Raw genomic sequence first — 17,476 nt, 5'->3', positions numbered from 1 at the left:
TATATTGCCATGATAGATGAACGAGACGGCATTTTGTCAAAGCCGCTGCCGCTGAAAAGGATGGAAAATGTCCAGGACCAAGACTGCTGAAACGATTGAAAACGTTGAATTCCCGAGCTTCGACGCTTCCAAGGCCACCGACCAGATCCGCGCCTTCGCCGAAAAGGGCGTCGAGCAGTCGAAAGAGGCCTATGCAAAGCTGAAGACCGGCGCCGAGGAGACCCAGAAGGCGCTGGAGTCGACCTATGAGACCGCCAAGACCGTTTCCAGCGACCTGTCGCTCAAGACCATCGCCGCCTTGCGTGCCAATGCCGAAGCCGGCTTCTCGCATTTCGAAGCCCTGATCGGCGCCAAGTCGCTGTCGGAAGTCGTCGAGCTGCAGACAGCATTCGTGCGCAAACAGGTCGAATTGACCGTCGAGCAGGCCAAGGACTTCCAGGCGGTTGCTGTCAAGGCGGCCGAGGACGTATCCAAGCCGATCAAGACCGCCTTCGAAAAGGCCGTGAAAGAAATCAAGATCGCCTAATATTTGCGCACAGTTTGACGATGCATCAAAAGGTCGCATTTCGTCAGACAAATAGATGTGCGATATAATTGTTTCAAACGAATACCCGGCGGGTGGAACCTCCTCCCTCTGCTCACCGGGGTGACCAGCCAGCACCTCCTCCCGCTGGCTCGTAACAGGAAAGGCCGGCACCTCCTCCCGCCGGCCTTTTCTTTGTCCGGCGAAAAATGACGCGATGCCGGAGCGATCTTTTGCTTTGCCAAAAGCCTTGAATTAAACTCCGATAGCCCGTATGGACGCATCGCCGAACGACAGAGCGGGTCCCGGAGAATGAACGTTCCGTCTGGATCTCGCTCGGGCAAGCGTGCCGTTGTAGCTCAGATGGTTAGAGCGCCGGATTGTGGATCCGGAGGTCGCTGGTTCGATCCCAGCCAACGGTACCATTCAGCTTTCAGCCAGGTTTCTGACCAATAGCGCCGAGCGTTCACTACGATCCCGTAGCGCTCACCCACGGTCCCGCGCCTGACGCGCGCCGCGCAGGTGATCCACGAGGGCTCTCAGCTTCGGCGCGATATTCCGTCGGCTTGGGAAATAGAGATAGAAACCCGCAAACGGCGGAAAATAGCCGTCCAGGATTGGCACGAGCTCGCCGCGGTCGAGCCAGGGGCGGAATGTATCGGCCATGCCGAACGTGATTCCGGCGCCTGCAACGGCCAGCCGGATCATCAGCCACATGTCGTTGGTAGTGATCTCGGGCGCAACCGCCACGTCGAACTCGCGCCCGTCCTCGCCGAACTCCCACCGATAGGGCGAAACTCCCGGCGCCGGCCGCCAGCCGATACAGCGATGTGCCACAAGCTCGCGCGGATGGGCGGGTGCTCCGAACTTTTCGAGATAGCGCGGGGCGCAGACGGCCATCTGCCGCTGATCGCCCGATACCGGCACGGCAATCATGTCCTGCTCGATCACTTCGCCGAGCCTCACTCCCGCATCATAGCCTTCGGCAACGATGTCGAATTCCTCGTCGGTGACCACAATATCCAGATGCACCTCGGGAAACCTTTCTGCAAAGGACGCCAGCAACGGTCCTGACAGAAAGGCCTCTGCGATAGACGAAACCGCGATCCGCAGGCGGCCGCGCGGGCGGTCCAGCAACTCCGTGGTGGCTTCGATTGCCGCGTTCACGTCGGCGATCGCCGGTGCGACGCTCGCCAGCAGGCGCTCGCCCGCTTCGGTCAGGTTGACGCTGCGTGTCGTGCGCTGCAGCAATGCGATGCCAAGGCGCTGTTCAAGCCTGAGGATGCTCTGGCTGACCGCCGAGCGCGTCACGCCCAGCCGGCCTGCCGCAGCACGAAAATTGCGTTCCTCGGCCACCGCGACGAAGACGGCAATTGCATTGAGATCGATATCCATTGGTTAGTCAAACTTACCATCGAGGTTAACGGCGGGCGGGTTATCGCGACAATGCCACGGCTCTATCTCTGTCGCAACGGCAAGAAGGCTTGATCCTCCCGATCCAAGCCGAAGCCGACCGACAAGGAGATATCCCATGACATCACTCCCTTCCTCCTGGGACCTGGATGGAAAAGTCGCCCTCGTGACCGGCGCGGCACGCGGCATCGGCCGCTGCGCGGCGGAACTGCTGCGGGCGCGGGGCGCCCGGATCGTGGCAAGCGATCTCAGCGACAGCGTACGCGAATTGGAAGCCGAGGATGTGGCAACGCTGGTCGGCGATGTCGCCGACGAGGACCTGGCCAGACGCTCGGTCGAACTCGCCGCGAAGCGCTTCGGACGACTTGACATCGTCGTGAACAATGCCGGTCGCACGCTCAACAAACGACTGACTGAGACCTCGGTCGACGACTATGACCGCATTCTGCAGATCAACGCGCGCGGCAGCTTCGTCACTGCCCGTGCCGCAGTGGAATTGATGGCTGCCGGCGGTAGCGGCGCGATCGTCAATGTCTCGTCGATCTCGGCCGTCGCGGCCTTCGAGACGCAGGCGGCCTATGCCTCCTCCAAGGCGGCTGTCGCACAGCTGACCAAGGTGATCGCGATCGAATACGGGCGCATGGGCATTCGCTGCAACGCCGTTGCCCCTGGCGTGATCGAAACCGACATCATGGAAGGTGTGGTGGAGAATGGCCGGGAGATGCTGCGCAGCTTCGGCGGCGCGCATCCAATCGGCCGGATCGGCCAGCCGCAAGAAGTTGCCGAGGCCATCGCCTTTCTTGCCTCGCCGGCATCCAGCTTCATCACCGGGGCCTTGCTTCTGGTCGATGGCGGCTACACCGCCCAGTGACCCCAAATAAGGCTGACGCACCGCACGCCATCCCTTCACATCGTGAAAATAATCACAGAACCAAAAGGATCATCTCGATGACCATGAACAGAGTTGTTCTGATCACCGGTGCCTCCAGCGGCATCGGTGCTGGCATTGCCCGCGAGCTTGGCATGGCAGGTGCGAAGCTGATGCTCGGCGCACGCCGCACCGACCGCCTTGAAGCGCTTGCGGCCGAAATCGAGGCAGCTGGTGGAACGGTTCGCGTGCGAGCGCTCGACGTCACCAGGAGGGCGGATGTCGCAGCATTCGCCGATGCCGCCCGGGCCGAATGGGGCCAGGTCGATGTCATCGTCAACAATGCGGGCCATGAAGGTCGACGAGTGGGAGCTGATGGTGGACGTCAACATCAAGGGTGTTCTGTACGGCGTCGCGGCGGTTCTGCCCGAGATGACGGCACGCGGCTCCGGTCACATCATCAATATCGGTTCCATTGGCGCACTGGCCGTCTCGCCCACGGCTGCCGTCTATTGCGCAACGAAATACGCTGTCCGCGCGATTTCCGATGGGCTCCGCCAGGAGAGTGACGATATCCGCGTAACCTGCATTCATCCTGGCGTGGTGGAAAGCGAGCTGGCGAACACGATCTCCGACGAAGCCGCCGCCGCCGCCATGAAAACCTGGCGTGCTATTGCCCTGCAACCCGATGCCATCGCCAGGGCAGTGCGCTACGCAATCGAACAGCCCGACGATGTCGACGTCAACGAGATCGTCGTGCGTCCGACGAAGGCGGCGCATTGATGCGATCCACTTTGGCCGCAGTGCTTACGGATATTGCCGTTGCTGTAGCTCCAACCGGCCTGACCCTTCCTGCAACTCCAATCCTTGCGGAGGAACCAATGACGCACCAAGATCATCCCTATGTCGGAATGTGGGTCACCGAGGATCGCCATATCAGGCACGAACTCCTGCCGAACGGCCGTTATGACGAAGCGCGCGGTGACCGCGAGAGCGCCTATCGGGGACGCTATGAAGTGCAGGGCAGCCACATAGAATACTGGGACGATACGGGCTTCACCGCGGATGGTGAGTTCGTCGAAGGCGTCCTCTATCATGCCGGCATGATCCTTTACCGCCAGCGGTAGAGAGCCAACCTGGACAAGCACTTCAGGGTTCCACAAGACGCTATTGCACGCCTTGCATGAGGCGCTCGGCAGTTTGCACCGCAAGCCTCGCCACACCACATATGTCCCAGCAAGCGCGGCGGAAAGAAGCAGGATCGCCGGCAGAGTCGACATTGCAAATGGTTGTCACTATATAGCGGCGGCTTTGACGGCTCGCCTCTTACATGGTGCCGGCGAGAGCGCGGTAAATGTGCTAGTCATTGCGACATCTATTGTGATCTAAAACGGCTTGAAAACCGAAAAAAAGCAAATAGAAACAATAGCGCGGGTCGAACGAGTTTCGTCGAGAGAATCAGTCCTCAAGAACTAGAACGTGCTCCTTGAACCCTCCATTCCCTTCAGCTCTGTGGACCTCGGACAAGTTCGGCTTGCCGGGCGAAGCCGACTCGGTTCGAATGGCAGCACGCATCTTTTCGAAGATGCCGACGTTTATGAATACCAACCGGCATAGCCGCTAGGGAAACAGCAGTATGAGTGAACACGCGATCGAGTTCTTGCGCGGGTGGATTGGCGAAAAAGTCCACTGCCAGCCCTCGCCAGCCAGAATCGAGAAGCAGGCCGAGACCCTCGCCAGGGAATGTGCGGCCAAGGCTGCCGAAGCCGGCATACCCCTGGAGGATATCCAGGAAGAGGTCGGCGACATTCAGGAGCTCATTGCTTCAAGGCTCGAAGAGGCGGCCGAGGCCGATCAGGACGAGCGGAATTCCAACAAGCCTGCCGGCTGACGGACCGCCTCCGGCAAAACTTGCCGGGCAACATTGCCTGTCTGATGCAGTTGCGCGGTCTTATCGCCGCGCAGCTTTGCCAAATCTCTCCTTAAGCCATGTTTTCGGCAACGCCGGCACGAAATTGCCGTCGCGCCCGGTCATGTCGTCATTGGCGACCAGTGCGTTGAGGATGGCTTCCTCCACGCTCTGAATGACGGCGTCGAAGAACGGGTTGATGTCGGCATCCGGTATATAGCCGGCGCTGACCAGCTTGCCGGCCGCGCCGCGCGCCGCGTCGGGATTGGCCGTGCTGAAGGCCAGAAAGATATCGCCGGACGAATTGTATCCATAGCCGCCGATCAGCGCCACGCCGAGCGGCACGCGTTTCGCCAGTCTTTTCAACTGATGCGGCATGAATGGCGCATCGGTGGCGACGATCGCGATGATCGAGCTCTTTTCCGCTCGCGGCGTGTTGTCCCGGATCGCCGGTTCGGCGAGTTCCGCTCCGGCTCTGATGCCACGGATCACGAGGTTTCGCCGTGCACCGAAATTCGACTGAACGAAGCAGCCGATCGTGAAACGCTCTCCATTCCAGTCGACGCTGCGCGAGGATGTGCCGGACCCTGCCTTGAAGCCGAAGGTGATCATGCCTGTGCCGCCGCCGACGCTGCCCTCTTCGATCGGCCCGCTTTCAGCCGTTTCGAGCGCGGAAAACACGTGCTCGAAGCTCACATGGTGGCCGTTGATATCGTTCAGGAAGCCGTCGTAAGTCTCGCCCGCCACCGGCAGCGCCCAGGCGCTGTCGAGCGATTGCGGCAGCACCGTCTGCATCCAGCGCAACGTTGCGTCGCGGCTGACGCCGCAGGAATGCGTGTTGGTGATGGTGATGGGAAGATTGAACGCTCCGAGCTCCTCTATCAGATGTGAGCCGGTCAGTTCGCCATTGCCATTGGCGCTGAACACGCCGGCAAACGCAGGGACGGCCAACTCGTCTCTGGGCCATGGCAGGATCGCGGTCACGCCGGTGCGTACCGGACCCTTGCCGACGACGAGCGGCCCGTCCCCTGAGATCAGCGTGGTATAGCCGACCGTCACGCCGGGCACATCGGTGATGGCATTGAAGCGGCCTGGCGTGCCATCGAATGGGATCGCGAAGGCGCGGGCGCGCAGTTTGCCCGAGGGCGTCGCGAGATGCGGGTCGGTCATTTTTTCCTCAGAAAAGCGAACCTTGGCCGCCCGGCGCCTTGAGCTTGGCCGCGGGCTTGGCAACCGTCTTCGGCCGCGCCGTGCCACTGATGGCGACTGCATCGGCGGTGCCGTCGGCGAACTCCAGCGAAAGCGCCATTCCCGACGCCACTTCCGCCGCATGCTTGACCACCGCGCCGTCCGCATCCTTGACCAGCGCGAAGCCTCGCGCCAGCACGGCCTTGTGCGAGAGCGTCGCCAGCAGCCGGTCTGCCTGCGTCAGTTTTCCACGCAGACGGTCCAGCCGCCGCGAAATTGCCTGGTCCTGCCGCCGCGTCAGTGCCAGCAGTGCATCGCCTTGCAGTTTCTGCCGTCTTGCGATCGGCGCCGGTGACAGTCTGGTCGCCGTGCGTGAAAACCGCGCTCGACGCTCGCGCACGATGGCGAAGAACGCCGCTTGCGCACGGGCGAGGTCGCGACGGGTCAGCGTGCGGGCTTCGTTCATGCGCCGCGACAAAGTCGCCGGCGTCAGCCGCTGCCCCAGAAGCCTGGCTCGCTTGCGCTCGACGCTGACCGACAGCGCGCGGCCGAGCCGGCTCGTCGCCTCGTCGAAGCGCCGCCGCGGCAGCGCCAGCAACTGGTCGGGCGAGGGCAGCGCCCGGGCGGCCGCGCGTGCCGCCTGCCGCTTGCGTTCGAAATTGCGGGACAGTGCGGTCTTCAACCGCGCGCCAAGGCCGGCAAGCGTCGCTTCGAGGTCGACCTTGACCGGCACGGCGATCTCGGCGGCGCCTGTCGGCGTCGGCGCCCGCACATCCGCCGCCAGATCGATCAATGTCCAGTCGGTCTCGTGGCCGACCGCAGAAATCACCGGAATGCCCGAAGCGGCGACGGCCCGGGCAAGCGCTTCGTCGTTGAACCCCCACAGGTCCTCCAGGCTGCCGCCGCCGCGCGCCACGATCAACAGATCGGGCCGCGCGATGGCGCCGTCCCATGGCAGTGCGTTGAAGCCGTTGACGGCAGCCGTCACTTCCGCACCCGCCGTCTCGCCCTGCACCCGCACCGGCCAGACGAGCACGTGCAGTGGAAACCGATCCTTGATGCGGTGGATGATGTCGCGGATGACGGCGCCTGTCGGCGAGGTGACGACGCCGATGACGCAGGGCATGAACGGCAGACGCCGCTTGCGCGACGCGTCGAACAGGCCTTCGGCCTGCAGCCGGCGCTTGCGCTCGTCCAGCAGCGCCATCAGCGCACCGGCACCGGCCGGCTCGAGATTGTCGATAACGATCTGGTAGTTCGACTTTCCGGGATAGGTGGTGAGCCGGCCGGTGGCGATCACCTCCATGCCTTCCTCTGGACGGAATTTCAGCCGGCTCATCGTGGTCTTCCACACCACGGCGTCGAGCCGCGCGCGATCGTCCTTCAGGCAGAAATAGGCATGGCCGGAGGAATGCGGTCCGCGATAGCCGGAAATCTCGCCGCGCACCCGTACATTGCCGAAGACGTCCTCGACCGTACGCTTCAGCGCGCCGGAAATTTCGCTCACCGTATATTCGGTGGCGTTGGTGCGTGATTCGGATGCTGCGTCGCTCATCGGCCGATTGGGGGACGATTGCTGGCCGGCGTCAAGGCGGCCGTGTTCGATGTCCGCCCCAATCGCGCGATCACCAGCCCGGCAGAATCTGGTTCGGCTTGGTCCGCTTCATCTTGGCGAAGGCGAGGGCGGCGAAATCGAACGTGCCGGTCTCCTCGCCGAGTGGCACGGAAATATTGTCGAGGCTCTCCGAAATGTGGCGCGCAAGCGCGTCGACGATCTCCGGCCGCGAGGTCTGACCGCGCATGATGCCGATGCGGCAATCGGGCAGGGCGCCGAAACCGTCGGCCTCGCCCAGCACCCGCATGCCGGGCCGCAGGGCGCATTCCGGCAGCACCGAGATCGCCAGACCGGAAAGCACCGCGGCTGCGATGACGGTGGCAGAGAAGCTGGTGAACAGGATGCGATAGTCGCGGCTCTGCTGATCGAGCACGTCGGCGGCGGCCCGCCGCCAGATGCAGTTCGGCCGGCCGAAGGCCATCGGCAGGATCGGCTGCTCATGCGTCGCATGGTTGGCCGAGGTAACCCACAGCAGCGGTTCGCGCCGCACCACTTCCGACTGGCCACGCGCGTCGTTGTGCGTCACCAGCGCCAGGTCGAGATTGCCGCGCTTGATGTGTTCGACCAGTCCCGGCGTCGGTTCGCAGATAACGGTCAGTTCGACATGCGGGTTGGAACGGGCAAACCGCGCCATGATCTCTGGCAGGAAGCGATCGGCATAATCGTCCGGCGTGCCGATGCGGATGGTGCCTTCGAGCCGGCGGTCGTCGAAGGCGGCCAGTGTTTCCTTGTTGAGATAGAGCAGCCGCCTTGCGTAGGAGAGCAGTCTGTCGCCTTCCTCGGTCAGCCTGTTGGTGCGGCCGTCTTTTTCGAACAGCGGCTTGCCGATCCGTTCCTCCAGCCGCCGCATCTGCATCGACACCGCAGACTGGGTCCGATGCACCGCTTCCGCCGCGCGGGTAAAGCTGCCGGTGTCGACAATCGAGATGAAGGTCTGCAACTGATCGAGATCGAGCGGCGCTTTCATTGGCCTAATCCATCATTGATGCTGATGCTAAAGATTAGAAACATTCGTTGGATTAATCAATCGGGCCATGGCAAATTCCGATTGTCCACATGAAGGCATGTGAATCGAAGCCGGAACGGCCGCTGTCGCCAGCGCCCGATCGACCGGTTTCGCCCGTTCGAATGTGAAGGAGACCGACATGGCTACGTTTGATTTCGCTACCGAGACCTCGCGCATCACCTCGCGTCCGGCCGTTGCGACGCGCGTGGCCAATGCCGCTGCCAATGTTTACCGCGCCTGGAGAAACCGCCGCGCCTTTTATCGCCTCGGCGAGATGTCGGATGCCGAACTCGCCGACATCGGCCTGACCCGCGCCGACCTGCACGTCGCTGTCGGTGTACCCTTTGGCCGCGATCCGACAGAAAGGCTTCGCGTCATCGCGGTCGAGCGCGCCGAAACGATCGAGGATATTGCCTGCAAGGTCGTGTGATCGCGTGGTTTCGCCGTTCGGGCGCGTTGAACCTTTTTGAGGCACGACGCCACTAAGTTACGCAGGCTCCCCACTCCCTGCCGGATCCCCCCGGCCAGCCTGCGCGCTGCCCGGTCCTCCCAGGACCGGGCTTTCTTTTTTGGGCGGCACTGATGATTGGTTGCCGGTGTCTGGTCTAGCGCCGGCCCATGCCCTGCTTGAACTGGTCGAAGATCGACTCCATGCCTTTCTGGTAGTCGTCGCGCTGCTGGGCGCCTGTCTCGAACATCTTGCCGAACAGGTCGTCAAACGGATTTCTCGGCCTGCCGCTCGGATTGGCCTGCGGCTGCGGCGCCTGGGGTTGCTGCGGCGCCTGACGCGGCTGAGACTGCGGTGCGCCACCGCCGAACATGTCCTGCAGTACTTTGCCGAGCGGATTGTCACCATAAGGGTTCTGTGTTTGCTGGGGTTGGTTCTGCGGCTGCTGCGGCTGTGGTGCACCGCCGCCGAACATATCCTGCAGCACCTTGCCCAGCGGGTTGTCGCCGTAAGGGCTCTGCGTCTGTTGCGGCTGCTGCCCGCCGAACATATCCTGCAGCACCTTGCCGAGCGGGTTATCCGTGGGGCCTGCAGGCTGAGGGGCCGGCGCCTGGCCGCCGCCGCCCGCCTGCCGCATCATCTGCTCGATGAGCTCGCCAAGCGGATTGCCGCCACCGCCTGCCGCATGTATCTGCCCGCCTAACTGGTTGGTGGTCTGCTTGAACAGCCCGCCCATCATCATCGAGGCGATTGCCGGCAGCATCTGCTGCAACACCTGCTGGCTGACGCCGCTCGCCTGCGCGGCCTGGTTGGCGACGGCCCGCGACAGGTCCTTCGAGCCGAACAAATGGCCGAGAATGCCGTTGCCTTCATCGAGGCCCTGCGGCGAGAAGGCCCGGCTTGCATCCTCGAAATATTTGGCGTGCTGGCCGCTTGCCATCGCCGTCATGAAGGAGCCGAGCCCATAAGGGTCCGCCGTGTTGCGCTTCAGCCCCTGCGAAAAGGCCGGCAGCAGCGCCGCGACCGCCGCCTGCGTCTGCTGCTGCGAAAGCCCGAACTGCTGGGCCAGCGCCTGCATGCCGTTGCCGTTCTGGGCCTGTGCCAGAATATCGAACAATGAAGGCATTGTTTTCTCCTCCGGGAAAATCCTCGTTGGAGAAGCCTAGTTCGTTTCCATCACTGATTGAAGCGAATTTGCCGGACCATCGGCCAAGCGGATAGCGAAGCGTTAATACGCGTATTCCATGAACACCGGCTCGATCGAGCCGCCCCAGCGTGTGTGGTAGGCCGAGAGCATCTCTTCGGCGCTGGTGGTGCCACGCGCGACGACCTCGTCCAGCGTGTTGAGGAACGACGTCTCGTCGTAGCCGTCGCGGTTCTTGCGGTCGCGGTTCTTCAGTCCCATGCGCGAGATGACGAGCACGTCGCGGGCGATCTCGCGCAATGTCGTGTTGCGGAAGGGCGCCGAAATGCCCTGTTCCGGCACTGCGTTGCGCATTGCCAGCACTTCGTCGTAGCTCCAGCTCGAGGTCAGCGCCTCGGCCGCGTCGAGCGCAGCCGCATTATAGAGCAGCCCGACCCAGAAGGCCGGCAGCGCGCAGATGCGCCGCCACGGCCCGCCATCGGCGCCGCGCATTTCGAGAAAGCGCTTCAGCCGCACGTCCGGGAACAGCGTCGACAGATGGTTCGCCCAGTCGCCCATCGTCGGCAGCCCGTCCGGCAGTTCGTTGCGGGCAGCACCCGCCATGAACTGGCGGAAGGTGATGTGCGTCATGTCATGGTACTGGCCGTCGCGGATGACGAAATACATCGGCACGTCGAGCGCCCATTCGACATAATCGGCAAAGCCGAAATCGGGCGAGAAGCAGAATTCGAGCAGGCCGGAGCGCTGATTGTCGGTGTCGCGCCAGATCTCGCCGCGCCAGCTCTGCAAGCCGTTCGGCCGGCTTTCGGTGAAGGGCGAGTTGGCAAACAGCGCCGTCGACAGCGGCTGCAGCTTCAGCGACACCTGCATTTTGCGGCGCATGTCGGCTTCGCTCTCGAAGTCGAGGTTCACCTGGATCGTGCAGGTCCGGTACATCATGTCGAGGCCCTTGGTGCCGACTTTGGGCATGTAGCGGGTCATGATCTCGTAGCGCGATTTCGGCATTTTCGGCGTCTCGGCCAGCGACCATTTCGGGCTGCCGCCAAGGCCGAGAAAACGAATGCCCATCGGTTCGGCGATCTCGCGCACCTGCGCCAGATGCGCATTGCCTTCGCGGCAGGTCTGGTGGATCGTCTCCAGCGGCGCGCCGGACAGCTCGAACTGGCCGCCGGGCTCCAGCGAGATCGCGCCCTGGCCGGTCGGCTCGACCAGGCCGATGATGCGGCCGGCATCCATGATCGGGTCCCAGCCGAGTTTGTCCTGCATGCCTTCGAGGATGGCGCGGATGCCGCGCTCGCCGCCATAGGGCACCGGCGCATTGCCGTCGACATAGAACGGGAATTTCTCGTGCTCCGTGCCGATGCGCCATTTGTCGCGCGGCTTGTTGCCTTCGGCCAGGTGCTCGACGAGTTCGTCGACGCCTTCGATCGGCCGGAAATCGGTAGTATCGCGCGCCATAATAGCCCTCCGCACATGGCCCCGAAAACCGGCTTCGATTTTCGGAAAGGATCATGTGCCCAATCAATATGCTACAGCGTCCTTTGCGCGCCCGAAAGGACGCGCGGCCACTGCCGGCGCTAGATGGACGAAATGTCAGTAGCCGATCAAGCGAAAAATCCTGAGCCAGCGGGTGACTGGAATTGATCACCAATCCCCGATTGTCGCCTGGATCAGCGCCAGTGCTGCTACGGCCGCCGTGTCCGCCCGCAGGATGCGGGGCCCAAGCGGAATGGCGGTAACGAAAGGCAGCGCTCTCAGCATCCTGCGCTCCTCGTCGGAAAAGCCGCCCTCCGGCCCGACAAGCAGCCCGAGCTTGTTCTCCCGCACCGCCTGCAATGCCGGCAGGGGACTGTTGGTCGATGCATCCTCGTCGCAGAAGATCAGCCGCCGCTCACGGTCCCAGCCCGCCAGCAGGCGCTCGAATTTTTCCGCTTCGCGCAGCTCCGGCACCGCCAATATGCCGCATTGTTCGGCCGCCTCGACGACATTGGCGCGCAGGCGCTCGATGCCGGGCTTTGCCACCTGCGTATGCTGGGTGATGACCGGCTGCAGGATGCCAGCGCCCATCTCGACCGCCTTTTGCACGAGGTAGTCGAGCCGCCCCTGCTTCAGCGGCGCGAAACAGTAGACGAGATCGGGCAACGGCGGCTGCGGCCGCTGCAATGCCAGCAACTTCAGGCGCAACGCCTTCTTCGATTTTGCCGCGATCGCCGCCGACCATTCGCCGTCGCGGCCGTTGAAGACCAGAATTTCGGCGCCTTCGCCGAGCCGCAGCACGTGCGAGAGATAATGGCTCTGCTGCGGGCCGATGTCGAACTCGATGTCCGGTCCAAGCCCGTCCGGCACGAACAGCCGCTGCATCTTGTAATTGGCGCGCATCGCCGAGGAATGCGGCAACGTCACCCTCGGCGTCAAGCCTCGGCGGAAGGATGCCAGACAGGCTCGTAGCCTTTCTGCAGCACCGAAACAGTTGTCGCTGGCGTGAGCAGGCGGATTGGACTGTCGGTAAAACCGCCGAACCCCACCGGTTCGCCATAACCGCCGAAACTCCAGGGCAGCGCGGCGCCGTCAAACAGGACGTACGCCCTGTTTCCTGACGAGATCATCGTGCCGTCCGGCAAGTCCGCAAGCGCTTCCGGTTCCAGTCTCGGCGCCCGCCCGCCCGATGCCACGCGCTCCTTGTGCAGGCGCTTGTCGAGTTGCGGCGCGCGTGGCTCGGCAATGCCGAAGGCGTCGCCGAAACGCCGGACAAAATCCCTGGCCCGCTCGCGCCGGCAGAAGAAGCAGGGCCGGTGCCCGGCGGCAAGTGCCGTCACCTCGTCGAGGAAAAACAGTTCGGTCCAGCCGGCCTTGTCGCCAGCCCGGTTGCGCCCCATCGGCTCGCGCCGCACGTTATGGAATTCGCAGACGCAGATGATCCAGGCTTGCAGCGCCCAGCGCTTCTTCAACAGCGTTCTCGTCTCGGGGTCGTGAATGATGCCGCGATTGCCCATGAACAGGCCGCGCTCCGGCACGGCATGGATGGCGCCGAACGGGTCGACCCGGTTTTGCAGTGGCATAGGCGTTCCCTGTTGGCTGCAATGCTGGCGCCATGATATCGCTCGTTGCATCAATTTCATGTCAGCAGGTTTCGATGCGGGTCTTGGTTGTCCAGAACTTCGACAATGAGGGCCTTGGCCAGATCGGCGCGGCCCTTGTCGAGGCGGGCGTCGATATCGACCTGCGCCGTCCCTACTGCGGCGACGCGCTGCCGCAAGATAGCGGCGGGCATGACGCCATGGTAGTGCTCGGCGGCGCCCAGAATGCGCTGGACGACGAGCTCTGTCCTTATTTTCCGGGCCTGCTCGACCTGACGCGCGACTTTGCCGAGAGGGATCGCGCGGTGCTTGGTATCTGCCTCGGCAGCCAGTTGGTCGCGCGCGCCTTTGGCGGCGAGAACCAGATCGGCGGCGCGTCGGAGTTCGGCTGGCACGAGGTCGCGCTCACCGCGGCGGCGCAGGCCGATCCGGTGCTCGCCGCCTTGCCTGAAAAATTCCCGATCTTCGAATGGCACGACGACACCTTTGTCTTGCCCGAGACTGCCGTTCGGCTGGCCGGCAATGCCGTCGCCGAGAACCAGGCGTTCCGCATCGGCCGCGCCGTCTACGGCTTCCAGTTCCATTTCGAGGCCGACAGTCCGATGGTGTGCGACTGGAGTACCTCCTTCGCACCGCTGATCGCCGAGCGGCATCCTGAATGGGCGGGCCGGCTCGACGATGAAATGGCCCGCAACGGACCGCAAGCCGATGCCGCCGGCCTGGCCATCGCCCGCGCCTGGGTGGCGACGATCTGACGGCCCATATAGTCAACGTATTTGGCGACGTTGCATATTTGGCACGCGGCGGCAAATCCGCCGGGGAAAACGCGTTTCATCCTTGGCCTGTGTCTGTCCGCCAGCCTAAAAGGCGCCCGCTCTGCATCTTGCGTGCAACCGCGATGAACCTTTCCTGTGACCCGCGCGACACACCGCCGATACAGAACATGCCTAGAAGCGCGAAACCGTCAGACATTTGCGACGTATTTCGCGTTTCAACGCATTGGTAACCCGCTCGTGCATAGATGCAGGAAGCTCAACAAGAGATGACGTCCGTGAAAGCAGCCTTTTTGTCCTTTGTCATGTTGTCGGCCATCGTCTTGTGCGGCCTCGGCATTTATTCCGCCGACGCGGCCAACGACCACAATGCCGTCGACGGCTACGGCGTCACCGCCGCGCTTCGCTAGCCTCTCTGCTCATAATCCCACGCCTTCCCTACGCCCGCTCACCCGTCACTGTCAGGATATGCTTGTCAGCGCCGTCCACGACGAGCGCGGTGAGGTTTCCCGATTGCCAGGCGAGGGTGTCGACGTTGACGCGGTTGCCGGTGATCTCGGGTTTGGGCACCGGCGTATGGCCGTGCACCACGATCTTGGGATGAAGACCGGCGTGGTCGTGGAAGACCTCGCGGATCCAGATCAGGTCCTGCCGGCTCTGGCTTTCCAGCGCAACGCCGGGCCGGATGCCGGCATGGCAGAAGAAGAAGTCGCCGAAGGTCACCGAAAAGGGCAGCGAGCGCAGGAACTCGACATGGTTCTGCGGCACCGCCTCGACCAGTGCGGCGTGGCCTTGCCGCAATGCCGCATCGGCCCGGCCAAACCAGGCGCTGCCCCCACCGAGCGACACGCCATAGGATAGCGCCGTCTGGATGCCGCCATAGCGCATGAACAGCCCGTCCGGATCGGGGACATCGAGAAAATCGAGGAAGCCGAGATCATGATTTCCGGCCAGCATCAGGTGACGCCGATCGCGTCTTTGCGCGTCGATCAAGAAATCGATGACGCCCCTGGAGTCCGGGCCCCGGTCGACATAGTCGCCGAGATGGATCACGCGCCAATCGGCCGACGGTCTTTGACTGAGCTCCGCCTCGATCCGCCGGTGCATGGCGGTCAGCAAATCGAGCCGGCCGTGCACATCGCCGATCGCGTAAAGGCGCATGCCTTGCGGTCCGCGCGCCTCGTAGAAACTGATGCCGGGCTCCGTCAATGCCTGCGTCGCCTCCATGATCATGCCGTCACGGGACTTTAGCGCCGAAGCTGATCCTTGCCCATGTCGGTGACCAGGCGCTTTCCGCACAGCGCCAGCGTTATGTCCATCTCCTTGCGGATGATTTCCAGCGCCTTGGTAACCCCTTCCTTGCCGAGCGCGCCGAGGCCGTACAGGAAAGGCCGTCCGATATAGGTGCCCTTGGCGCCGAGGCACAGCGCCTTGAGCACGTCCTGGCCGGAGCGGATGCCGCCGTCCATATGCACCTCCATCGTGTCGCCGACGGCGTCGGCGATCTCTTCGAGCGCCATGATCGACGACGAGGCGCCGTCGAGCTGGCGGCCGCCATGGTTGGAAACGATAATCGCATCGGCACCCGTCCTGGCCGCCATCAGCGCGTCGTCCTTGTCGAGTATGCCTTTCAGGATCAGCTTGCCGCCCCAGCGCTCCTTGATCCAGGCGACGTCCTTCCACGACAGGTGCGGATCGAACTGCTCCTTCGTCCACGACGACAGCGAGGCGAGGTCGCCGACGCCCTTGGCATGGCCGACGATGTTGCGGAAGCTCCGGCGCTTTGTCCCGGCCATGCCGACGCACCAGCGCGGCCTGGTCGCCATCTGCCAGATGTGCTTCGGCGTCATCCGCGGCGGCGCCGAAAGCCCGTTGCGGATATCCTTGTGGCGCTGGCCTAGGATCTGCAGGTCGAGCGTCAGCACCAGCGCCGAGCATTTCGCCGCTTTTGCACGGTCGATCAGATCGAAGACGAAATCCTTGTCGCGCAGCACATAGAGCTGGAACCAGAATGGCTTCCTGGTCACCGACGCGACATCCTCGATCGAGCAGATGCTCATCGTCGACAGCGTGAACGGCACGCCGAATTCCTCCGCAGCCTGCGCCGCCAGCATCTCGCCGTCCGGATGCTGCATGCCGGTCATGCCGGTCGGCGCCAGCGCCACCGGCATCGCCACCTTCTCGCCGATCATGGTCGATTCCAGCGAGCGATTGTCCATGTCGACCAGCACGCGCTGGCGGAACTTGATCTTCTGGAAGTCCTCTTCGTTGGCCCGGTAGGTGCTTTCGGTCCAGGCGCCGGAATCGGCGTAGTCGAAGAACATCTTCGGCACGCGGCGGCGCGCCAGGTCCTTGAGGTCGGCGATGGTGAGAATGCTGCTCATGGATCTTTTTTCCGCTGGTTCTTCGCTGGTTCGTCGTTGAATTTTCTGGGCGGTGCCTACGGCTGTTTTCTTGCCGGCTCACCGCCACCGGGCTCGGAGCGCTGCCTGAGCCTCAGCCGCGACACGCGCTGCCAGTCGCCGCTGCGCTCGGCCTCGGCCATCGATCGTTCGACGTAGGAGATGTGGTCCATCGCCGCCTGCCGCGCCGCAGCCGGATCGCCGGCCTTGACCGCCGTGTAGATTGCCCGGTGCTGCGAAAGCAGCGTCTCGCGCGCGCCCGGCACGTTGAACACCAGCCGCCGGTTCTGGAACACGCCTTCCGACAGCAGCCGATAACAGGAGCGCAGCGTGTGCAGCAGGATGATGTTGTGCGCGCATTCGCAGATCGCGTGGTGGAACTCGACGTCGATTTCCGCCTCGTCGTCGAAATTGCCGGTCCGGTGCGCCTCGTCCATACGTGCCATGATGCGGTCGAGCAGCGCCAGATCGTCCGATGTGGCACGGCGCGCCGCATATTCCGCCGCCACCGCCTCGATCTCGCGGCGGTACTCCAGATAGTCGGTCACCGCCTTGCGATGCATCGAGATCAGGTCGGTCACCGGCTTGGTGAACAGCTGGCCGATGACATCGGCGACATGGGTGCCGCCGCCTGGCCGTGTCGTCAACAGCCCGCGCCCTTCCAAGGCTTTCAAGGCATCGCGCAGGATCGGCCGCGACACCTCGAACTGGCGCGCCAGTTCGCGCTCGCCCGGCAGCCGGTCGCCGGTGCGCAGGACGCCTTCGAGGATCAGGCTCTCGATCTGCTGCACCACCTCGTCGGCGGTGCGCGAATGCTCGATCCGGGAGAAAATGTCGCTCAAACGGGATGCCTGGGGGTTGAACCGATGTCGCGCAAGATAAAGCCAGCGTCGCCAACTGGTCAAATTATTTATCCAATTCGCCGGGGCCGGGTCCGTTTCACAGCCGCGGCTTCATATCAGCTTGAGCTAAACTGGCTGTTTGCGCCCTCTGGAGATTGCCTCTAGAGCAACCAGGAAAAGTGTGAAACGGTTTTCCGTCCGGAATTGCGCAGAATCAAAGAGATAGAGCGGTTCGCCGTTTCCGTGAAACGATGGACCGCTCTAGAGG

General features: G+C 63.2%; 18 protein-coding genes, 1 tRNA gene and 1 pseudogene. 9 read left to right on the top strand and 11 right to left on the bottom strand.

Annotated features, from left to right (window positions below; all coding sequences use genetic code 11):
* Positions 1-67 precede the first annotated feature (67 nt).
* Both NKJ32_RS26525 and NKJ32_RS26520 read left to right on the top strand, forming a co-directional pair.
* The gene (locus NKJ32_RS26525) at positions 68-526 is read left to right on the top strand and encodes a phasin (RefSeq protein ID WP_023677458.1); all 459 of its coding nucleotides are present in this window, start codon (positions 68-70) and stop codon (positions 524-526) included.
* 345 nt (positions 527-871) lie between these two features.
* Positions 872-948, top strand: a tRNA-His gene (locus NKJ32_RS26520).
* 61 nt (positions 949-1,009) lie between these two features.
* Here NKJ32_RS26520 and NKJ32_RS26515 read toward each other — a convergent pair.
* Positions 1,010-1,918 carry a LysR family transcriptional regulator gene (locus tag NKJ32_RS26515; protein ID WP_352634650.1) on the bottom strand — a complete coding sequence of 303 codons (909 nt, stop codon included), beginning with the start codon at positions 1,916-1,918 and terminating at the stop codon, positions 1,010-1,012.
* A 136-nt stretch (positions 1,919-2,054) separates the two neighbouring features.
* Here NKJ32_RS26515 and NKJ32_RS26510 point away from each other — a divergent pair, with 136 nt between their 5' ends.
* The 4 genes and pseudogenes from NKJ32_RS26510 (at position 2,055) to NKJ32_RS26495 (ending at position 4,695) form a co-directional block, all read left to right on the top strand.
* Entirely contained in the window at positions 2,055-2,807 is a 753-nt protein-coding gene (locus NKJ32_RS26510) for an SDR family NAD(P)-dependent oxidoreductase (RefSeq protein WP_352634648.1), read from the top strand.
* Positions 2,808-2,884: 77 nt separating this feature from the next.
* Positions 2,885-3,587 (top strand): annotated as a pseudogene (locus NKJ32_RS26505) (SDR family oxidoreductase).
* On the top strand, positions 3,587-3,931 hold the full coding sequence (locus NKJ32_RS26500) for an Atu4866 domain-containing protein (protein ID WP_352634646.1): 345 nt from the start codon (positions 3,587-3,589) through the stop codon (positions 3,929-3,931). Before NKJ32_RS26505 ends, NKJ32_RS26500 begins: the two are co-directional and overlap by 1 nt.
* Positions 3,932-4,440: 509 nt before the next feature.
* Positions 4,441-4,695: a DUF768 domain-containing protein gene (locus NKJ32_RS26495; RefSeq protein ID WP_023677464.1), complete on the top strand. Its 255-nt coding sequence runs from the start codon at positions 4,441-4,443 to the stop codon at positions 4,693-4,695.
* A 60-nt stretch (positions 4,696-4,755) separates the two neighbouring features.
* Here the strand turns inward: NKJ32_RS26495 and NKJ32_RS26490 are convergent, their stop codons facing one another.
* From NKJ32_RS26490 to NKJ32_RS26480, 3 genes are all read right to left on the bottom strand, one after another.
* The gene (locus NKJ32_RS26490) at positions 4,756-5,883 is read right to left on the bottom strand and encodes a DmpA family aminopeptidase (protein ID WP_352634644.1); all 1,128 of its coding nucleotides are present in this window, start codon (positions 5,881-5,883) and stop codon (positions 4,756-4,758) included.
* Positions 5,884-5,890: 7 nt separating this feature from the next.
* Positions 5,891-7,456 carry an exodeoxyribonuclease VII large subunit gene (gene xseA, locus NKJ32_RS26485; protein WP_352634642.1) on the bottom strand — a complete coding sequence of 522 codons (1,566 nt, stop codon included), beginning with the start codon at positions 7,454-7,456 and terminating at the stop codon, positions 5,891-5,893.
* Between the two features lie 70 nt (positions 7,457-7,526).
* Positions 7,527-8,483, bottom strand: a complete 957-nt coding sequence (locus NKJ32_RS26480) for a LysR substrate-binding domain-containing protein (protein ID WP_023680469.1) — start codon at positions 8,481-8,483, stop codon at positions 7,527-7,529.
* 178 nt (positions 8,484-8,661) lie between these two features.
* Between NKJ32_RS26480 and NKJ32_RS26475 the strand changes: the two genes are divergently transcribed.
* Complete coding sequence (locus NKJ32_RS26475; protein WP_031213160.1) at positions 8,662-8,952, top strand: DUF1127 domain-containing protein; 291 nt, start codon at positions 8,662-8,664, stop codon at positions 8,950-8,952.
* 175 nt (positions 8,953-9,127) lie between these two features.
* Here the strand turns inward: NKJ32_RS26475 and NKJ32_RS26470 are convergent, their stop codons facing one another.
* From NKJ32_RS26470 to NKJ32_RS26455, 4 genes are all read right to left on the bottom strand, one after another.
* A complete protein-coding gene (locus NKJ32_RS26470) occupies positions 9,128-10,096 on the bottom strand; it encodes a DUF937 domain-containing protein (protein ID WP_352691086.1) in 969 nt (322 codons plus the stop codon).
* A 102-nt stretch (positions 10,097-10,198) separates the two neighbouring features.
* Positions 10,199-11,572: a glutamate--cysteine ligase gene (locus NKJ32_RS26465; RefSeq protein ID WP_352829341.1), complete on the bottom strand. Its 1,374-nt coding sequence runs from the start codon at positions 11,570-11,572 to the stop codon at positions 10,199-10,201.
* A 186-nt stretch (positions 11,573-11,758) separates the two neighbouring features.
* A complete protein-coding gene (locus NKJ32_RS26460) occupies positions 11,759-12,493 on the bottom strand; it encodes a 16S rRNA (uracil(1498)-N(3))-methyltransferase (protein ID WP_352829360.1) in 735 nt (244 codons plus the stop codon).
* Between the two features lie 32 nt (positions 12,494-12,525).
* Positions 12,526-13,173, bottom strand: a complete 648-nt coding sequence (locus NKJ32_RS26455) for a hypothetical protein (RefSeq protein ID WP_352829339.1) — start codon at positions 13,171-13,173, stop codon at positions 12,526-12,528.
* Positions 13,174-13,247: 74 nt separating this feature from the next.
* Here NKJ32_RS26455 and NKJ32_RS26450 point away from each other — a divergent pair, with 74 nt between their 5' ends.
* Both NKJ32_RS26450 and NKJ32_RS26445 read left to right on the top strand, forming a co-directional pair.
* The gene (locus NKJ32_RS26450) at positions 13,248-13,946 is read left to right on the top strand and encodes a type 1 glutamine amidotransferase (protein ID WP_352457097.1); all 699 of its coding nucleotides are present in this window, start codon (positions 13,248-13,250) and stop codon (positions 13,944-13,946) included.
* 287 nt (positions 13,947-14,233) lie between these two features.
* On the top strand, positions 14,234-14,374 hold the full coding sequence (locus NKJ32_RS26445) for a hypothetical protein (RefSeq protein ID WP_292664785.1): 141 nt from the start codon (positions 14,234-14,236) through the stop codon (positions 14,372-14,374).
* 28 nt (positions 14,375-14,402) lie between these two features.
* Here the strand turns inward: NKJ32_RS26445 and NKJ32_RS26440 are convergent, their stop codons facing one another.
* From NKJ32_RS26440 to NKJ32_RS26430, 3 genes are read right to left on the bottom strand one after another with little or no spacing between them, the layout of a single operon-like run.
* Positions 14,403-15,173, bottom strand: a complete 771-nt coding sequence (locus NKJ32_RS26440; protein WP_352624704.1) for a metallophosphoesterase — start codon at positions 15,171-15,173, stop codon at positions 14,403-14,405.
* Between the two features lie 38 nt (positions 15,174-15,211).
* The gene (locus NKJ32_RS26435; RefSeq protein WP_352571609.1) at positions 15,212-16,348 is read right to left on the bottom strand and encodes an alpha-hydroxy acid oxidase; all 1,137 of its coding nucleotides are present in this window, start codon (positions 16,346-16,348) and stop codon (positions 15,212-15,214) included.
* Between the two features lie 56 nt (positions 16,349-16,404).
* On the bottom strand, positions 16,405-17,208 hold the full coding sequence (locus NKJ32_RS26430; RefSeq protein WP_352571608.1) for a FadR/GntR family transcriptional regulator: 804 nt from the start codon (positions 17,206-17,208) through the stop codon (positions 16,405-16,407).
* Positions 17,209-17,476 lie beyond the last annotated feature (268 nt).

This window comes from Mesorhizobium sp. M0159 (genome assembly GCF_040322295.1).
GTDB lineage: Bacteria > Pseudomonadota > Alphaproteobacteria > Rhizobiales > Rhizobiaceae > Mesorhizobium.
This window is presented reverse-complemented; position numbering and strand designations above follow the sequence as displayed.